The following is a 17,848-nucleotide window of genomic DNA, read 5'->3' on the forward strand; positions in this document are numbered from 1 at the left end:
GGTCAGGCGCCTCCGGTCGCGTTCGGTCCGATCAGGAAGCGCTCGGAAAGCGGCAGGCTGGCGCCGCCCAACGCCCGCGCATGGATGCCGACGGTCCCCTCGCGCACGAAGGGCAGCTTCAGTCCCTCGGCGTCGATGCCGGAAATGGCTTGCCGGATTGCCTCGACAAGACGGCGCCGCACCTCGAGCGGCATCCAGCCATCGATCACTGCCGCTTCGAAATCGATGACGGACGAGGCCGCGACGATGGCATAGGCAAGCGCGCGCGAGGCGCTGGCGATCCACTCGTCGAGCTCGGCGCCGATGTCGCCCCATTCCTGCGGCGAGGTCCACAGATAGGAGCCGTCGATGCCCTTGGCGGAAAGCGCCTTCTCCAGCATTGCGATCGAGGCTACGTCGATGAGCTGCGTCGGCTTGCCGTCCGGCCCCGGCACCGGCATCGATCCGAGCGCGCCGGCGTTCCCCTTCGGCCCGCTGTAGAGCCGGCCGTTGAGCACGATGCCGCCGCCGGCAAAGGCGCCGATGTAGAAATAGACGAAGTCGCGCGCCGCGCCCGCCTGGCCGAAGACAAGCTCGGCGCCGCAGGCCGAAGTCGCATCGTTCTGCAGGTAGACGGGGAACTCGCACTGCGCCTGGATGTCGGCGCGTATGTCGCGATGGCGCCATTCCTCCATCACGTCGCGCGGCGCGCCGGCCGTGTCGGCCCAGTTCCACAGTTCGAACGGCATGGCGACGCCGAGCCCGGCAATGCGCTTGTCCTGCGCCGGTGTCAGTTCGCCGCGCATCGTCTTGATGCCCTGGGTGACGAACTCGACCGTCTCGCGCGGTGCGGGATAGCGATAGGAGTGCTGCAGCATGGCGCGCACATTGCCGAGAAAATCGATCAGCACGAGCTCGGCTGAGCGTCTGCCGATCTTGAGGCCGATGAAAAAAGCGCCGTCCGGATTGAGCGCCATCGGGATCGACGGCTGGCCGATCTTGCCGCGTAGCGGCGCCTGGCGCACCAGCAGCTTATCTTCCTCGAGCTCGCGCATGATCACCGACACGGTCTGGGCCGACAGCCCGGTCATGCGCGCAATGTCGGATTTGGCCAGGCTGCCATGCTGGCGCACCAATGACAGCACGAGCCGCTCATTGTGGTCGCGCATGCCGCTCTGGTTGGTGCCGCGATGCAGCCGGCTCTCCAAAACCTCGGGCGAACCGTGCCTCGCAATGCCGGTCTCCACCCTGTTCCTCCCGTCTGTTTCCCCGCGATGCTTTTTGTTCAGAATGAGTGAACGGCGCAAGAGTGTCAATAATAAATAAGAGTGATTTAATTATTGACAGCCGTTCTGGACTGGTGTTTTTTGAGGTGTGTCCACGCTGGGAGAAAGGTGGATGCGCTTGAGACGCCGGGTGGCCGGCGTTCGGAACAGTTCCATTGGGAGGAAAATCGTGACCAAGAAATCACTGCTGAAGTCTACCGTGTTTGCGGCCGCCGGCTTGGGCCTGATGGCGTTCGCTTCGTCGGCATCAGCCGCCGGCGTCGGCGCCTGCCTGATCACCAAGACCGACACCAACCCCTTCTTCGTCAAGATGAAGGAGGGCGCGACCGCCAAGGCCAAGGAGCTTGGCGTCGACCTCAAGACCTATGCCGGCAAGATCGACGGCGACAGCGAAAGCCAGGTCGCGGCGATCGAAAGCTGCATCGCTGACGGCGCCAAGGGTATCCTGATCACCGCCTCCGACACCAAGGGCATCGTGCCGACGGTGAAGAAGGCGCGCGACGCCGGCCTGCTGGTAATCGCGCTCGACACGCCGCTCGATCCGATCGACGCCGCCGACGCCACCTTCGCCACCGACAATCTCGAAGCCGGCAAGCTGATCGGCGCCTGGGCCGCCGCCACGCTCGGCGACAAGGCCAAGGACGCCAAGATCGGCTTCCTCGACCTCACCCCTTCGCAGCCGACCGTCGACGTTCTGCGCGACCAGGGCTTCATGATGGGCTACGGCATCGACGTGAAAGACCCCAACAAGATTGGCGACGAGGTCGATCCGCGCATCGTCGGCCACGACGTGACCAACGGCAACGAGGAAGGCGGCCGCAAGGCGATGGAGAACCTTCTGCAGAAGGACAACACCATCAACGTCATCCACACCATCAATGAGCCTGCCGCCGTCGGCGCCTACCAGGCGCTCAAGGCCGTCGGCCTCGAAAAGCAGGTGCTGATCGTCTCGGTCGATGGCGGCTGCCCGGGCGTGAAGTCGGTTGCCGAAGGCGTGATCGGCGCCACCTCGCAGCAATATCCGCTGCAGATGGCGGCGCTCGGCATCGAAGCCATCGCCAAATACGCCAAGGACGGCACGAAGCCGAAGCCGACCGAGGGCAAGAACTTCTTCGACACCGGTGTCAACCTCGTTACCGACAAGCCGGCCAATGGCGTGAAGTCCATCGACACCAAGGAAGGCCTCGCCAAGTGCTGGGGCTGATGCCCGCCTGAGCGCATAAACCTCGCGGCTGGGGGCTTGATCCCCGGCCGCATCGGGTGGACGATGCATTTTCGTAAGCGCTGATAAGCCCGGCGACAGACCGGAATGCGTAAACGCGGCACGGAGCCATGACGAAGCTTCGTGAGACGGGAGGAAATATGTCTCAAATCCAGGAATTCGAGAAGGTTCTCTCGGGCAGCGACACCAGTGTCGCCGCCTTCGACGAGCACGGCAAATCGTTCGTCAAGCGCGCCCAGCACTTTCTGCATTCGACGCCGGCCGCGGTGCCGCTGATTGTGCTGGTGCTGTCGATCATCATCTTCGGCATCGCGATCGGCGGGCGCTTCTTTTCGTCCTACACGTTGACGCTGATCCTTCAACAGATCGCCATCGTCGGTATGCTGGGCGCCGCCCAGACGCTGGTCATCCTGACCGCCGGCATCGACCTTTCGATCGGCGTGATCATGGTGATCTCAGCCGTGATCATGGGGAACTGCGCCATCACCTACGGCATGCCGACCATTCTTGCGGTGATCCTGGGGCTGGCTGCGGGCGCTGCCTGCGGCCTGCTCAACGGCCTCTTGGTCGCTTACATGAAGCTTCCGCCCTTCATCGTCACGCTTGGCACCTGGAACATCGTCATGGCGACGAATTTCATCTATTCCGCCAATGAGACGATCCGCGACGCCGATGTCGATACCCAAGCGCCGCTGCTGCACTTCTTCGCGTTGAGTTTCAGGGTCGGCTCAGCGGTCCTGACGGCCGGCGTCATCGCCATGGTCCTGCTGGTCCTGCTGCTTTGGTATGTGCTGAACCACACCGCATGGGGCCGCCACGTCTATGCCGTCGGCGACGATCAGGAGGCCGCGAAACTGTCGGGCATCCAGACCAAGAGGGTATTGGTGACGGTCTATGTCCTCGCTGGGCTGATCGCCGCTTTCGCCGCTTGGGTCTCCATCGGCCGCAACGGCTCTATCTCCCCGTCCGCCGCGGTCACCGACTACAATCTGCAGGCCATCACAGCGACGGTGATCGGCGGCATCTCGCTCTTTGGCGGCCGCGGCTCGATACTCGGCACGCTGTTCGGCGCCATGATCGTCGGCGTCGTCTCGATGGGCCTCAACATGCTGGGCGCTGACCCGCAATGGAAGGTGCTGCTCACCGGCGTGCTGATCATTGGCGCCGTGGCTGTCGATCAATGGATCAGAAAGGTTTCGGCATAATCATGACCCAGGAGCCCATCCTCACAGCGCGCGGCCTGATCAAGCGCTATGGCCGAGTCACGGCCCTCGACAATGCCGATTTCGACCTCTATCCGGGCGAAATCCTGGCCGTCATCGGCGACAACGGCGCCGGAAAATCATCGCTCATCAAGGCGATTTCCGGCGCGGCCGTGCCCGACGAAGGTGAAATCCAGCTTGAAGGCAAGCCCGTTGCCTTCAAGTCGCCGATGGAGGCTCGCGAGGCCGGCATCGAGACCGTTTACCAGAACCTCGCATTGTCGCCGGCGCTGTCGATCGCCGACAACATGTTTCTCGGTCGCGAAATCCGCAAGCCCGGCCCGCTCGGCAGCTGGTTCCGCATGCTCGACCGTCCGGCGATGGAAAAGCGCGCCCGCGACAAGCTGACCGAGCTCGGGCTGATGACCATCCAGAACATCAGCCAGGCGGTGGAGACGCTGTCCGGCGGTCAGCGCCAAGGCGTCGCTGTCGCGCGCGCCGCCGCCTTCGGCTCGAAGGTGGTGATCATGGACGAGCCGACCGCGGCGCTCGGCGTCAAGGAAAGCCGCCGCGTGCTGGAGTTGATCCTCGACGTCAAGAAGCGTGGCCTGCCGATCGTGCTCATCTCGCACAACATGCCGCATGTCTTCGAGGTGGCCGATCGCATCCACATCCACCGCCTCGGCCGCCGCCTCTGTGTCGTCGATCCGAAGCAGATTTCCATGTCGGACGCCGTCGCTCTCATGACCGGCGCCAAGAAACCGCCGGAGGACGCGCTGGCGGCCTGATCAGCTACTGGACCCGTAAGGCGGGCGGCGCCTCGATCGCGCCGCCGCCTAAATCGATTGAACATATGCTGCAATGCAGTAGGATGGGCTGGGAGAAATGGTGAAAGCCGGTATGATCGTGGCAACATCACGAGAGGCAGCATGACGCGCGCTATGACGACCGAAGCCCCCATTCTCGACAATCCCGATCCCAAGACCCTCGCCGAAGAGGTGCTGCAGTCGCTCAAATACCGGGTCGGCAAGGACTCCACCGTCGCCACGCCCTATGACTGGCTGACGGCTTCGATCAAGGTGGTGCGCGACCGCGTCGTCGATCACTGGATGCAGGCGACCAAGGAAGCCTACGACCAGCAGGAAAAGCGGGTCTACTACCTCTCGCTCGAGTTCCTGATCGGGCGCCTGATGCGCGATGCCTTCTCCAATCTGGGCCTGATGGCGAATATGCGCGAGGCGCTGTCTTCGCTCGGTGTCGACCTCGACCTGATCGCGGGGCTCGAACCCGATGCCGCGCTCGGCAATGGCGGCCTCGGCCGTCTCGCCGCCTGCTTCATGGAGAGCATGGCGACCGTCGATATCCCCGCCCATGGCTACGGCATCCGCTACGCAAACGGCATGTTCCGCCAGGAGATCCAGGGGGGCTGGCAGGTCGAGCTGCCGGAAACCTGGCTCGACCACGGCAATCCGTGGGAGTTCGAGCGGCGCGAGCGTTCCTTCGAGGTTGGCTTCGGCGGCTCGGTGGAATCGATCACGTCCAAGGACGGCCGGCTCGAACGCCATGTCTGGAAGCCGACGGAGCACGTGTTGGCGGTCGCCTACGACACGCCGGTGGCCGGCTGGCGCGCCAAGCGCGTCAACACGCTGCGACTGTGGTCCGGCATGCCGATCGACCCGATCCTGCTCGACAAGTTCAATGCCGGCGACCACATCGGCGCGCTGGCCGAAAGCAACAAGGCCGACGCGCTGTCGCGCGTGCTCTATCCGGCCGATTCCCACATGGCCGGCCAGGAGCTGCGGCTCAGGCAAGAGTATTTCTTCTCGACCGCGTCGCTGCAGGACATCGTCCAGCGCCACCTCAGCCAGTATGGCGACCTGAAGTCGCTGCCCGACAAGGCGGCGATCCATCTCAACGACACCCATCCCGCGGTCGCCGTGCCGGAACTGATGCGGCTTCTGATGGATGTCCACGGCATGGACTTCGACCTTGCCTGGGACATCACCAAGCGCACCTTCGGCTACACCAACCACACGCTGCTGCCAGAGGCCCTTGAAAGCTGGCCGGTGCCGCTGTTCGAGCGGCTTTTGCCGCGTCACATGCAGATCGTCTACGCCATCAATGCGCAGGTGCTGCTGGAGGCGCGGGCTACCGGAAAATTCTCCGGCGAGCAGATCGCCCGGATCTCGCTGATCCAGGAAAATGGCGACCGCCGTGTGCGCATGGGCAATCTGGCCTTTGTCGGCTCGCACTCGATCAACGGCGTCTCGGCCCTGCACACCGAGCTGATGAAGGAGACGGTGTTCGCCGACCTCCACAAGCTCTATCCCGACCGTATCAACAACAAGACCAACGGCATCACGCCCAGGCGCTGGCTGATCCAGTGCAATCCCGGCCTCACCGCGCTTGCCCGCGAGGCGATCGGCGACCGTTTCATGGACGACATCGAGAGGATCAAGGCGCTCGATCCGCTCGCCGAAGACGCAACCTTCCGCGAAAAGTTCGCCGCCGTGAAGCGGCAGAACAAGGTAAGGCTCGCCAATCTCGTCGCCGACCGGCTGGGCATCAGGCTCGACCCGTCGGCGCTGTTCGACATCCAGGTCAAGCGCATCCACGAATACAAGCGCCAGCTTCTCAACATCCTCGAGGCGATCGCGCTCTACGATCAGATCCGCTCGCATCCCGAGCGGGATTGGATGCCGCGCGTGAAATTCTTCGGCGGCAAGGCGGCGCCCAGCTACCACAACGCCAAGCTGATCATCAAACTGGCAAACGACGTCGCCAAGGTCATCAACGGCGATCCGTCGGTGCGCGGCCTGCTGAAGGTCGTGTTCGTGCCGAACTACAATGTCAGCCTGGCCGAGGTGCTGATGCCGGCCGCCGACCTGTCGGAGCAGATTTCGACTGCCGGCATGGAGGCCTCGGGCACCGGCAACATGAAATTCGCGCTGAATGGCGCGCTAACCATCGGCACGCTCGACGGCGCCAATGTCGAGATGAAGGAACATGTCGGCGCCGACAACATCTTCATCTTCGGCCTTACCACCGGCGAGGTCGCCGACCGCCGCAACAATGGCTACAATCCACGTGCCGTTATCGAGGGATCCCCTGAACTCGCGCAGGCTGTCTCGGCGATTTCGTCAGGCGTCTTCTCGCCCGACGATCCGAACCGCTATCGCGACCTGATGAACGGCCTCTACCAGAGCGACTGGTTCATGGTCGCGGCCGACTTCGATTCCTACGCCGCCTGCCAGCGCGAGGTCGACAATGTCTGGCGCGACAGCCCCGATTGGAACGCGCGCGCCATCCGAAACGTTGCCCGTATGGGATGGTTCTCGTCCGATCGCACCATCCGCCAATATGCGAAAGAAATCTGGAACGTACCTGTCTGATGTGATTGCATGAGGTCACGAACAATGTGGCCCAGCGCAAGTCGCCCCAAGATGTCCAACGGATTTGGGACGGCCGGCGCGGAACAAAGGTGCCCAGGGAGGGCGACCGCCTGATGAGGAAGCCGCGCGTGACCGCTGCGACAAGCGGGCCGGACGGGCTGGCGCCAGCCGGCGATGTCGCGGCGATTGTCGCCGGAACGCATGGCAATCCCTTCGCGGTCTTGGGCGTGCAGGAAGCCGGCAAGGGTTTCGTCGCGCGCTGCTTCGTGCCCAATGCCGAATTCGTCACCGCCTACACGCTGGCGGGCAAGGATGTCGGTGAGCTTTCCCGCCGCGACGATGCGGGCTTCTTCGAGGGCAAGGTCTCGATCCGCAAGCGTCAGCCGCTGCGCTATCACGCCAAAAATGCCGGCGGCGACTGGTGGCTGACCGATCCCTATTCCTTCGGCCCGGTGCTGGGACCGATGGACGATTACTACATGGCCGAGGGCTCGCATCTCAGGCTCTTCGACAAGCTCGGCGCCCACATCATCGACCATGAAGGTGCGACCGGTGTGCATTTCGCCGTCTGGGCGCCCAACGCCCGGCGCGTCTCGGTGGTCGGCGCCTTCAACGACTGGGACGGCCGCCGGCATACGATGCGTGACCGCAAGGACACCGGCATCTGGGAGTTGTTCATTCCCGATCTGGTCGCCGGCCAGCCCTACAAGTTCGAGATCATCGGTCCCGATGGCGTGCGGCTGCCGCTCAAGGCCGATCCGTTCGCCTTCGAGTCGGAACTGCGTCCGGCGACGGCATCGGTGACGGCGCCGCCGATGGCGCATCAATGGGGCGACGAGGCGCATCGCAGCTACTGGCGCAAGGCCGATCCGCGGCGCGAGGCGATGTCGATCTACGAGGTCCATGCCGGCTCGTGGCAGCGCCGCGACGACGGCACGTTCCTGCCCTGGGACGAGCTCGCGGCGCGGCTGATCCCTTACGTCGCCGACACCGGCTTCACCCATATCGAGTTCCTGCCGATCTCGGAGCACCCCTACGATCCGTCCTGGGGTTATCAGACAACCGGCCTCTATGCGCCGACGGCCCGCTTCGGCGATCCGGACGGCTTCGCCCGCTTCGTCGATGGCGCGCACCGCGCCGGCATCGGCGTCATCCTGGATTGGGTGCCGGCGCATTTCCCGGTCGACGAGCACGGCCTTGTCCATTTCGACGGCACGGCGCTCTACGAGCACGCCGATCCGCGCCAGGGCTTTCACCCCGACTGGAACACCGCGATCTATAATTTCGGCCGCCGCGAGGTGGTGTCGTTCCTCGTCAACAACGCGCTGTTCTGGGCCGAGAAATACCATGTCGACGGCCTGCGCGTCGACGCGGTCGCGTCCATGCTCTACCTCGATTATTCGCGCAAGGCGGGCGAGTGGATTCCCAACGAGAAGGGCGGGCGCGAGAACCTGCAGGCCGTCAGCTTCCTGCAGAAGATGAACAAGGAGCTTTATGGTCATCACCCCGGCGTCGTCACGATCGCCGAGGAATCGACCTCTTGGCCGAAAGTCTCGTGGCCCGTGCACGAAGGCGGGCTCGGCTTCGGCTTCAAGTGGAACATGGGCTTCATGCACGACACGCTGGAGTATCTCTCCAAGGAGCCGATCTTCCGCAAGCACCACCACAACGACATCACCTTCGGCCTGACCTACGCCTTCTCGGAAAATTTCGTGTTGCCGCTCTCGCATGACGAGGTCGTGCACGGCAAAGGCACGCTGCTTAACAAGATGGCCGGCGACGACTGGCAGAAGTTTGCGACTCTGCGTGCCTATTACGCCTTCATGTGGGGCTATCCCGGCAAGAAGCTTTTGTTCATGGGCCAGGAATTCGCCCAACGCCGCGAATGGAGCGAGGAACGCGCGCTCGACTGGAACCTGCTCGAATTCGCGCCGCATCGTGGCGTCTGGCAGACGGTGCGCGACCTGAACTACCTCTACCGCTCGCGCCCGGCGCTGCATGCCCGCGACTGCGAGCCGGAAGGCTTCTCCTGGCTGATCGTCGACGACCGCGACAATTCGGTTTTCGCCTGGGTGCGCAACGCGCCTGACGGCGACCCGATCGCCGTCATTTCCAATTTCACGCCGGTGCCGCGCGAGAACTATCGCGTGCCGCTGCCGAAGGCGGGAAAGTGGCGCGAAATCATCAATACGGACGCTGCCGACTATGGCGGCTCCGGCATGGGCAATGGCGGCACGGTCGAGGCAAGCGGGGAAGGAGGCGGCGTATCGGCGACGATGCTGTTGCCGCCGCTGTCGACGATCATGCTGGAATTCGTCGCGGACTGAAGCAGATGATATTTCACCTTGCTGAAGTTTCGGTCCGGACAGCTTACTTGGGAGGGTAACAAATGGCAGAACTCAAAAGAACCCAGCCGCTGGCGCGCGACGCCATGGCCTATGTGTTGGCCGGTGGCCGTGGCAGTCGCCTCAAGGAGCTGACCGACCGGCGCGCCAAGCCCGCCGTCTATTTCGGCGGCAAGACTCGCATCATCGATTTCGCGCTCTCCAATGCGCTGAACTCCGGCATCCGCCGTCTCGGTGTCGCCACCCAGTACAAGGCGCATTCGCTGATCCGCCATCTGCAGCGCGGCTGGAACTTCCTGCGCCCCGAGCGAAACGAGAGCTTCGACATCCTGCCCGCATCGCAGCGCGTGTCGGAGACGCAGTGGTATGAAGGTACGGCGGACGCCGTCTACCAGAACATCGACATCATCGAGGCCTACGGGCCCGAATATATGGTCATCCTCGCCGGCGACCACATCTACAAGATGGACTACGAACTGATGCTGCGCCAGCACGTCGACGCCGGCGCCGACGTCACCGTCGGCTGCCTCGAAGTGCCGCGCATGGAGGCGACCGGTTTCGGCGTCATGCATGTCGATGCCAAGGACAACATCATCGCCTTCGTCGAAAAGCCAGCCGATCCGCCCGGCATCCCCGACAAGCCGGAATTCGCGCTTGCCTCGATGGGCATCTACGTCTTCAAGACCAAGTTCCTGATGGAGCAGCTGCGCCGCGACGCCGCCGAGCCCGGCTCCAGCCGCGACTTCGGCAAGGACATCATCCCCTATATCGTCCAGAACGGTAAGGCGATCGCGCATCGCTTCGCCAAATCCTGCGTGCGCTCCTCGCATGAGGCCGAGCCATACTGGCGCGACGTCGGAACCGTCGACGCCTATTGGGAGGCCAATATCGATCTCACCGACGTCACGCCCGAGCTTGACCTCTACGATCGCGACTGGCCGATCTGGACCTATGCCGAATTGAAGCCGCCGGCAAAGTTCGTGCATGACGAGGACGGCCGTCGCGGCGAGGCGATCTCCTCGCTGGTCTCCGGCGACTGCATCGTCTCAGGCGCCTCGCTGCGCCGCAGCCTGATCTTCACCGGCGCGCGCATCAATTCCTACTCCAAGCTAGAGGAGGTGGTGATGCTGCCCGACGTGACTGTCGGCCGCAACGCGCGCCTCAATCGCGTCGTCATCGACCACGGCGTTCAGATCCCGGAAGGACTGGTCGTCGGCGAGGATGCGGCGCTCGACGCCAAGCGTTTTCGCGTATCGGAAAAGGGCATCTGCCTGATCACGCAGGACATGATCAATAAGTTGTCGACCTGATAAGGTCGATCAACTAGTTGTCGACCTGATAGGGTTGATCAAGCCGTCAACCCGCTAGGGTTGATCGGCAAGCTGTCGACCTCGTCGGGTCGATCAGCAAGCTGGCGGCTTGATCAACAGATTGTCACTTTGACCTGTCACGTTAAGATCGGAATGTGGAACGCATGCAGGTTCTGTCGGTCACGCCCGAGATCTTCCCGCTGGTCAAGACCGGCGGCCTTGCCGACGTGACCGGCGCGTTGCCGATCGCACTGACCGGGAAGGGCGTGGCGATGCGCACGCTCATCCCCGGCTATCCTGTGGTCATGTCGGCCTTCATCAAGAAGAAACCGGTCTACCAGTATCCGCTGCTGCAGGGCGGCAAGGCTTCCGTCCATGCCGTCAAGATCGGTGATCTCGATCTCTTCGTGCTCGACGCGCCGCATCTCTTCGATCGCCAGGGCGGCCCCTACGGCACCGCCTCGGGCGCCGACTGGCCGGACAATTGGCGCCGTTTCGCGGCGCTCAGCCAGGTCGGCGGCGACATCGCCGGCGGCGCCATCTCCGGCTACCAGCCGGACATCGTGCACGCCCATGACTGGCAGTCGGCGATGACGCTGGCCTATATGCGCTTCGGCAAGGCGGTCGGCGTGCCGTCGCTGATCACCGTGCACAACCTTGCTTTCCAGGGCCAGTTCGGCGCCGGCATCTTCGGCGAGCTCGGCCTGCCGGCCGTCGCCATGCAGCTCGACGGCGTCGAATATTACGGCGGCGTCGGCTATCTCAAGGCCGGGCTTCAGGCCGCCTGGGCCATCACCACGGTGAGCCCGACCTATGCGCAAGAAATCCGCTCGCCGGAATTCGGCATGGGCCTCGACGGGCTGATCAACATGCGCGCCACCGATCTCTACGGCATCGTCAACGGCATCGATGTCGACATCTGGAACCCCGAGACCGACAAGCATCTGGTCGCCAAATACTCAGCGACGACTCTCGAAGCCCGCGCCAAGAACCGCAAGGCGGTCGAGGATCGGTTCGGCCTGGAGGCGGACGGCAGCCCGATCGTCTGCGTCATCAGCCGGCTGACCTGGCAGAAGGGCATGGACATTCTGGCCGCGGTGGTCGACGGCATCGTCGCCGCCGGCGCGCGCCTCGCTATCCTCGGCTCGGGCGACGCCGGCCTCGAAGGCACGCTGCTTGCCGCCGCGGCCCGTCATCGCGGCCGTATCGGCGTCGTCGTCGGCTACGACGAGGGGCTTTCGCACACGATGCAGGGCGGCTGCGACGCCATCGTCATCCCCTCGCGCTTCGAACCCTGCGGCCTGACCCAGCTCTATGGCCTGCGCTATGGCTGCGTGCCGATCGTCGCCAGGACAGGAGGCTTGGCCGACACGATCATCGACGCCAATGAAGCGGCGTTGTCGGCCGGTGTCGCCACGGGCTTCCAGTTCGCGCCCAACAATGGCGGCGCGATGATCCATGCCATCCAGCGTCTGGTCGAGGTTCACGCCAGGCCGGCGGTCTGGGCCTCGATCCAGCGCCAGGGCATGAAGGCCGATGTCTCCTGGGACAAGAGCGCCGAAAAATACGTCGAACTCTATCGCTTGCTGCTTTCGAAAAGGGCTGCCTGAGGCATGATCAGAACCGTCCCCACCACACCCTATACCGACCAGAAGCCTGGCACGTCCGGCCTGCGCAAGAAGGTGCCCGTGTTCCAGCAGGAGCACTATGCCGAGAACTTCATCCAGTCGATCTTCGATGCGCTGGACGGTTTTCAGGGCAAGACGCTGGTGATCGGCGGCGACGGCCGTTTCTACAACCGGGAAGTCATCCAGAAGGCCATCGCCATTGCCGCCGGCAACGACTTCGGCAAGGTCATGGTCGGGCAGGGCGGGATTCTCTCGACGCCGGCCGCCTCCAACATCATCCGCAAATACAAGACCTTCGGCGGCATCATCCTGTCGGCCAGCCACAATCCGGGCGGCCCGCATGAGGATTTCGGCATCAAGTACAATGCCGGCAATGGCGGCCCGGCGCCGGAAAAGATCACCGATGCGATCTTCACCAAGTCGAAGGAGATCAAGAGCTTCAAGATCGCCGATATCGGCGAGATCGACATCGACACGGTCGGCACGGTCAAGGCCGGCGAGATGACGGTCGAAATCATCGATCCGGTCAAGGATTATGCCGAATTGATGGAAAGCCTGTTCGACTTCGATGCGCTAAAGAAACTCTTCAAGTCGGGCTTCCGCATGCGTTTCGACGCCATGCACGCGGTGACCGGCCCTTATGCCAAGGAGATCCTCGAACGCCGGCTCGGCGCCCCGGACGGCACCTGCCGCAACTTCAAGCCGCTTCCCGATTTCGGCGGCCACCATCCCGACCCGAACCTGGTGCATGCCAAGCATCTCTATGACGAGATGATGGGACCGGATGCGCCGGATTTCGGCGCCGCCTCGGACGGCGATGGCGACCGCAATCTGATCATCGGCAGGGGCATCTTCGTCACCCCGTCGGATTCGGTGGCGATGCTTGCCGCCAACGCCCGCCTGGCGCCCGGCTACAAGGACGGCTTGAAAGGCATCGCCCGCTCGATGCCGACCAGCGGCGCCGCCGACCGCGTCGCCGAAAAGCTCGGCATCGGCATCTACGAGACGCCGACCGGCTGGAAGTTCTTCGGCAACCTGCTCGACGCCGGCATGGCGACCATCTGTGGCGAGGAAAGCGCCGGCACCGGCTCCAACCATGTGCGCGAGAAGGACGGGCTGTGGGCGGTGCTTCTGTGGCTGAACATCCTTGCCGCGCGTGGCGAGAGCTGCAAGCAGATCGTCACCGAGCATTGGGCGACCTACGGCCGCAACTACTATTCGCGCCACGACTATGAGGAGGTCGAGAGCGACCGCGCCAACGCGCTGGTGGACGAATTGCGCGCCAAGCTCGGCTCACTGCCCGGCACCAGCGTGCGTGGCCTCACGATCGCCAAGGCCGATGACTTTGCCTATCACGATCCTGTCGATGGCTCGGTGAGCAAGAACCAGGGCATCAGGATACTGTTCGAAGGCGGCTCCCGCGTGGTGTTGCGACTCTCCGGCACCGGCACCTCTGGCGCGACGCTGCGCGTCTATATCGAGCGCTACGAGCCGGACAAGGCAAGGCACGACCTCGACACGCAGGAAGCACTCGCCGACCTCATCGCCGCCGCCGACGACATCGCCGGCATCAAGAGCCACACCGGCCGCAACAGGCCGAGCGTGATTACTTGAGGATGCGCGGACTTCCCCTTCTCCCCTTGTGGGAGAAGGTGGCCTCGCGAAGCGAAGGTCGGATGAGGGGTGTTGGAGGGATCGCTACGATGAAGAAATGGGCGCTTGAAGCATCCGGTTCTTCATCGCCTCATTCCTTCCAGCAACCCTCATCCGTCTCGGCGCTGCGCGCCGATCCACCTTCTCCCACAAGGGGAGAAGGGGAGGCGCGCGTATGACCCTCGGCGCCACCATTACCGCTGAAGGCATCCGCTTCGCCGTCTGGTCCTCATCGGCGAGACGCCTCTGGATCTCGATCTTCGACGACAGCGGCGCGCGTGAACTCGACCGACTCGAGCTGAAGCAAGAAGGCGAGGGCGTGCACGCGCTCCTTGTCCCCGGCCTTGGCGGAGGCGCCCGTTACGGCTTTCGCGCCGACGGCGATTATGCGCCGGAGCGTGGCCTGTGGTTCGATCCGAACAAGCTTCTCACCGATCCCTATGCCGTCGAGGTCGATCGTCCATACCAATATCATTGGCGGCTTGCCGCCAAACGCAACGAAGGCGCCGACACCGCCTGGCTGATGCCGAAGGCGATTGCGCGGTCTCTGCCCTTGGCGGTGCCGGCCAAGCCACCGCTGTTCCAGCCCGGCGGGCTAATCTACGAGCTCAATGTCCGCTCCTTCACCAAGCTCCATCCCGACATTCCGGAAGCGCAGCGCGGCACCATCGCGGCGCTCGCGCATCCCGCCGTCATCGAGCACCTGAAACGCCTCAGCGTCTCGGCCGTCGAATTGATGCCGATCACCGCGTCGATTGACGAGCGGCATCTGCCGCCGCTCAGCCTGAGCAACGCCTGGGGCTACAACCCCGTCACCTTCATGGCGCTCGACCCGCGCCTGGCGCCTGGCGGCCTAAGCGAGTTGCGGAACACCGTCGCCACGCTTCGCAAGGCGGGCATCGGCACGATCCTTGATCTCGTGTTCAACCACACCGGCGAGAGCGACCGGCTCGGGCCGACACTGTCGCTGCGCGGGCTGGATGCGCAGGCTTATTTTCGGCATCAGCCGGATGGCCGGTTGGTCAACGACACCGGCACCGGCAACACCGTCGCCTGCGACCATCCGGTCGTGCGCGAGATGGTGCTCGACTCGCTGCGCCATTTCGTCCGCTTCGCCGGCGTCGACGGCTTCCGCTTCGACCTGGCGCCGGTGCTCGGACGTGTCGATGGCGCCTTCGATCCGGAGGCGCCGCTGCTCGGGGACATCGCGGGCGACCCCGTGCTCGCGGACCGCGTGCTGATCGCCGAGCCGTGGGACATCGGCCCGAACGGCTACCAGCTCGGCAATTTCCGGCCGCCCTATCTGGAATGGAACGACCGATACCGCGACGATATCAGGCGCTTCTGGCGCGGCGATGCCGGTGCGCTCGGCTCGCTCGCCACCCGGCTTGCGGGGTCCTCCGATGTGTTCGGCAGGGACGGCCAACCAGCAAGCCGCACGGTCAATTTCATCGCCGCGCATGACGGCATGGCGCTGGCCGACATCGTTGCCTATGAGCGCAAGCACAACGAAGCCAATGGCGAGCAGAACCGCGACGGCCATAACGACAATCTGTCCTGGAACAACGGCGCCGAAGGCGAAACGGACGAAACCGCGATCGGAGAGGCGCGTTTCAATGACCAGTGCGCGTTGCTGGCGACGCTTTTCGCCTCGCGCGGCACGATCATGCTGACCGCCGGCGACGAGTTCGGCCGTACGCAGAAAGGCAACAACAACGCCTACGCGCAGGACAATGCCCTCACCTGGCTTGACTGGGCTGGCCGCGATCAGGCGCTGGAGCAATATACCGCGTCACTGGCCGCGCTGCGCAGCGCTTTCCCGGCGCTGGCCGATCCGCATTTCCTGACCGGCGAGCCCGCCAGCGAGCCCGAAATCCCCGACGTCGTCTGGCTGAGCGAGACCGGCACGCCGCTCGCTGAGTCCGACTGGAACGATCCCGGCCGGCATCGCCTCGTCATGCTGCTCGGCGATAGCGGAGGCGGCCGCCTTGCCGTGATAATCAATGGCGATCGCCGGCAGTGCGTCTTCACCTTGCCGGCGCGGGAAGGCTTCGAGTGGCGCCCGGCGGTCGAGACGCAACCGGTCGATGTGGCGAGGCCGTTACCCGGTCGAAGCGTCGGCTTCATGATCGAGCGGCGTGCCGCTGGATCGCGCAACAGGAAAGACTCATGATGGCTCGCGACAATTCCGGGCAAGGGAGCGAATGGTGGCGCGGCTGCGTCATCTACCAGGTCTATCCGCGCTCCTTCCAGGACACGACCGGCGACGGCAGTGGCGATCTCAAGGGCATCACCGCGCGGCTCGGCCATATAGCCTCGCTCGGCGTCGACGCGGTCTGGCTGTCGCCCTTCTTCAAGTCGCCGATGGCCGACATGGGCTATGACGTGTCGGACTATCGCGACGTCGATCCGATGTTCGGGACGTTGGAGGATTTCGACGCGCTCATCGCCGAGGCGCACCGGCTCGGCCTGAAGCTCATCATCGACCAGGTGATCTCGCACTCATCCGACAAGCATGAATGGTTCGTCGAAAGCCGCGCCAGCCGCAACAACGCCAAGGCCGATTGGTACGTCTGGGCCGACGCCAAGCCGGATGGCAGCGCGCCCAACAATTGGCAATCGCTGTTCGGCGGCCCCGCCTGGGAGTGGGACGCCACCCGCCGGCAATATTACATGCACAATTTCCTGGCCGCGCAGCCGGATTTGAACTTCCACAACCCGGAGGTCCAGGACGCGCTGCTCGACACCGTGCGCTTCTGGCTGGACCGCGGCGTCGACGGTTTTCGGCTGGATACCGTCAACTACTATGTCCACGACCGCTGGCTGCGCGACAACCCGCCCTTGGCGTCAAGCGTCGCCGGCACCAACGGCTCGACCAGCACTTACGGGTTCCAGGAGCATCTTTTCGACAAGACGCGTCCGGAGAATCTCGACTTCCTGAAACGCTTCCGCGCGCTGCTCGACGAATATCCAGACCGCGCCGCGGTCGGCGAGGTGGGGGATGAGGAGCGTTCGCTGCAGACGCTCGCCGCTTATGTTTCGGGCGGCGACAAATTGCAGATGTGCTACACATTCGACCTGCTCAGCCCGCAATTTTCCGCCGCCCATGTGCGCGGCTGCGTCGAGGCCTTCGAGACGACCGCCCCGGACGGCTGGGTCTGCTGGGCCTTCTCCAACCATGACGTCGTGCGCCACGTCAGCCGCTGGATACGCCCCGGCGAGAGTCCGGACGTGATGGCCAAATTCTCGATCGCGCTGCTGTCATGCCTGCGCGGCTCGGTCTGCCTCTACCAGGGCGAGGAACTGGGGCTGGAGGAAGCCGAACTCGCCTATGAGGATCTGCGCGATCCCGTCGGCATCCGCTTCTGGCCGGGCGTAAAGGGCAGGGACGGCTGCCGCACGCCGATGGTCTGGCAGGCAGAGGCGGAAAATGCCGGTTTCTCGACGGCCAAGCCCTGGCTGCCGGTGCCGCAGGCGCATCGCGCCCGTGCGGTCGACGTTCAGGATAGCGAGGAGCGATCGGTGCTTGCCGCCTATCGCTCGATCCTTGCCCTGCGCAAGCGCCATCCGGCGCTGATCCAAGGTTCGATCCGCTTTCTCGATGCCGAGGGCGATGTGCTCGCCTTCCTGCGCGAGCGTGACGGCGAGAGGCTGCTTTGCGTCTTCAATTTCTCAGCCGAGCCAACGGGCTGGGCGCTGCCCACGGAACTCGGCGACGCCGAGATAACGGCATTTGACGTCGATGCCGCCGGCATTCTTGGCGGCGTTGTCGAGGAGAGCGCGCTGGCGTTGCCGCCCCTGGGCAGTTTCGTCGGAAGGATTGGCTGATAG

At 64.1% G+C, this 17,848-nt stretch carries 11 protein-coding genes; 10 read left to right on the forward strand and 1 reads right to left on the reverse strand.

Annotation, left to right across the window (positions count from 1 at the left end):
• Positions 1 to 2 precede the first annotated feature (2 nt).
• Positions 3 to 1,226, reverse strand: coding sequence for an ROK family transcriptional regulator (locus EN869_RS02405; RefSeq protein ID WP_127228653.1), 1,224 nt, complete (start codon positions 1,224 to 1,226; stop codon positions 3 to 5).
• Positions 1,227 to 1,491: 265 nt separating this feature from the next.
• On the opposite strand from EN869_RS02405, the gene EN869_RS02410 reads away from it, so the two are divergent.
• The 10 genes from EN869_RS02410 (at position 1,492) to EN869_RS02455 (ending at position 17,845) form a co-directional block, all read left to right on the forward strand.
• Positions 1,492 to 2,469 carry a sugar ABC transporter substrate-binding protein gene (locus EN869_RS02410; RefSeq protein ID WP_052458313.1) on the forward strand — a complete coding sequence of 326 codons (978 nt, stop codon included), beginning with the start codon at positions 1,492 to 1,494 and terminating at the stop codon, positions 2,467 to 2,469.
• A gap of 158 nt (positions 2,470 to 2,627) precedes the next feature.
• Positions 2,628 to 3,692 carry an ABC transporter permease gene (locus tag EN869_RS02415; protein ID WP_127228652.1) on the forward strand — a complete coding sequence of 355 codons (1,065 nt, stop codon included), beginning with the start codon at positions 2,628 to 2,630 and terminating at the stop codon, positions 3,690 to 3,692.
• Positions 3,693 to 3,694: 2 nt separating this feature from the next.
• A complete protein-coding gene (locus tag EN869_RS02420; protein WP_167498698.1) occupies positions 3,695 to 4,477 on the forward strand; it encodes an ATP-binding cassette domain-containing protein in 783 nt (260 codons plus the stop codon).
• Positions 4,478 to 4,618: 141 nt separating this feature from the next.
• Entirely contained in the window at positions 4,619 to 7,081 is a 2,463-nt protein-coding gene (locus EN869_RS02425; RefSeq protein ID WP_127228651.1) for a glycogen/starch/alpha-glucan phosphorylase, read from the forward strand.
• Positions 7,082 to 7,194: 113 nt separating this feature from the next.
• Positions 7,195 to 9,408 (forward strand): 1,4-alpha-glucan branching protein GlgB, encoded by a 2,214-nt coding sequence (glgB, locus tag EN869_RS02430; RefSeq protein ID WP_127228650.1) that lies wholly within the window; start codon positions 7,195 to 7,197, stop codon positions 9,406 to 9,408.
• A 62-nt stretch (positions 9,409 to 9,470) separates the two neighbouring features.
• Entirely contained in the window at positions 9,471 to 10,736 is a 1,266-nt protein-coding gene (glgC, locus tag EN869_RS02435; RefSeq protein WP_127228649.1) for a glucose-1-phosphate adenylyltransferase, read from the forward strand.
• A 164-nt stretch (positions 10,737 to 10,900) separates the two neighbouring features.
• Positions 10,901 to 12,346: a glycogen synthase GlgA gene (glgA, locus tag EN869_RS02440; RefSeq protein WP_127228648.1), complete on the forward strand. Its 1,446-nt coding sequence runs from the start codon at positions 10,901 to 10,903 to the stop codon at positions 12,344 to 12,346.
• A gap of 3 nt (positions 12,347 to 12,349) precedes the next feature.
• Positions 12,350 to 13,978, forward strand: a complete 1,629-nt coding sequence (locus EN869_RS02445; RefSeq protein WP_127228647.1) for an alpha-D-glucose phosphate-specific phosphoglucomutase — start codon at positions 12,350 to 12,352, stop codon at positions 13,976 to 13,978.
• Positions 13,979 to 14,192: 214 nt separating this feature from the next.
• Positions 14,193 to 16,190: a glycogen debranching protein GlgX gene (gene glgX / locus EN869_RS02450; RefSeq protein WP_127228646.1), complete on the forward strand. Its 1,998-nt coding sequence runs from the start codon at positions 14,193 to 14,195 to the stop codon at positions 16,188 to 16,190.
• On the forward strand, positions 16,187 to 17,845 hold the full coding sequence (locus tag EN869_RS02455; protein ID WP_167506986.1) for an alpha-glucosidase family protein: 1,659 nt from the start codon (positions 16,187 to 16,189) through the stop codon (positions 17,843 to 17,845). The genes glgX and EN869_RS02455 overlap by 4 nt, the downstream gene beginning before the upstream one ends.
• The last annotated feature ends 3 nt before the right edge of the window (positions 17,846 to 17,848 follow it).

It is taken from the genome of Mesorhizobium sp. M2D.F.Ca.ET.226.01.1.1, from assembly GCF_004022705.2.
Classification (GTDB): domain Bacteria; phylum Pseudomonadota; class Alphaproteobacteria; order Rhizobiales; family Rhizobiaceae; genus Mesorhizobium.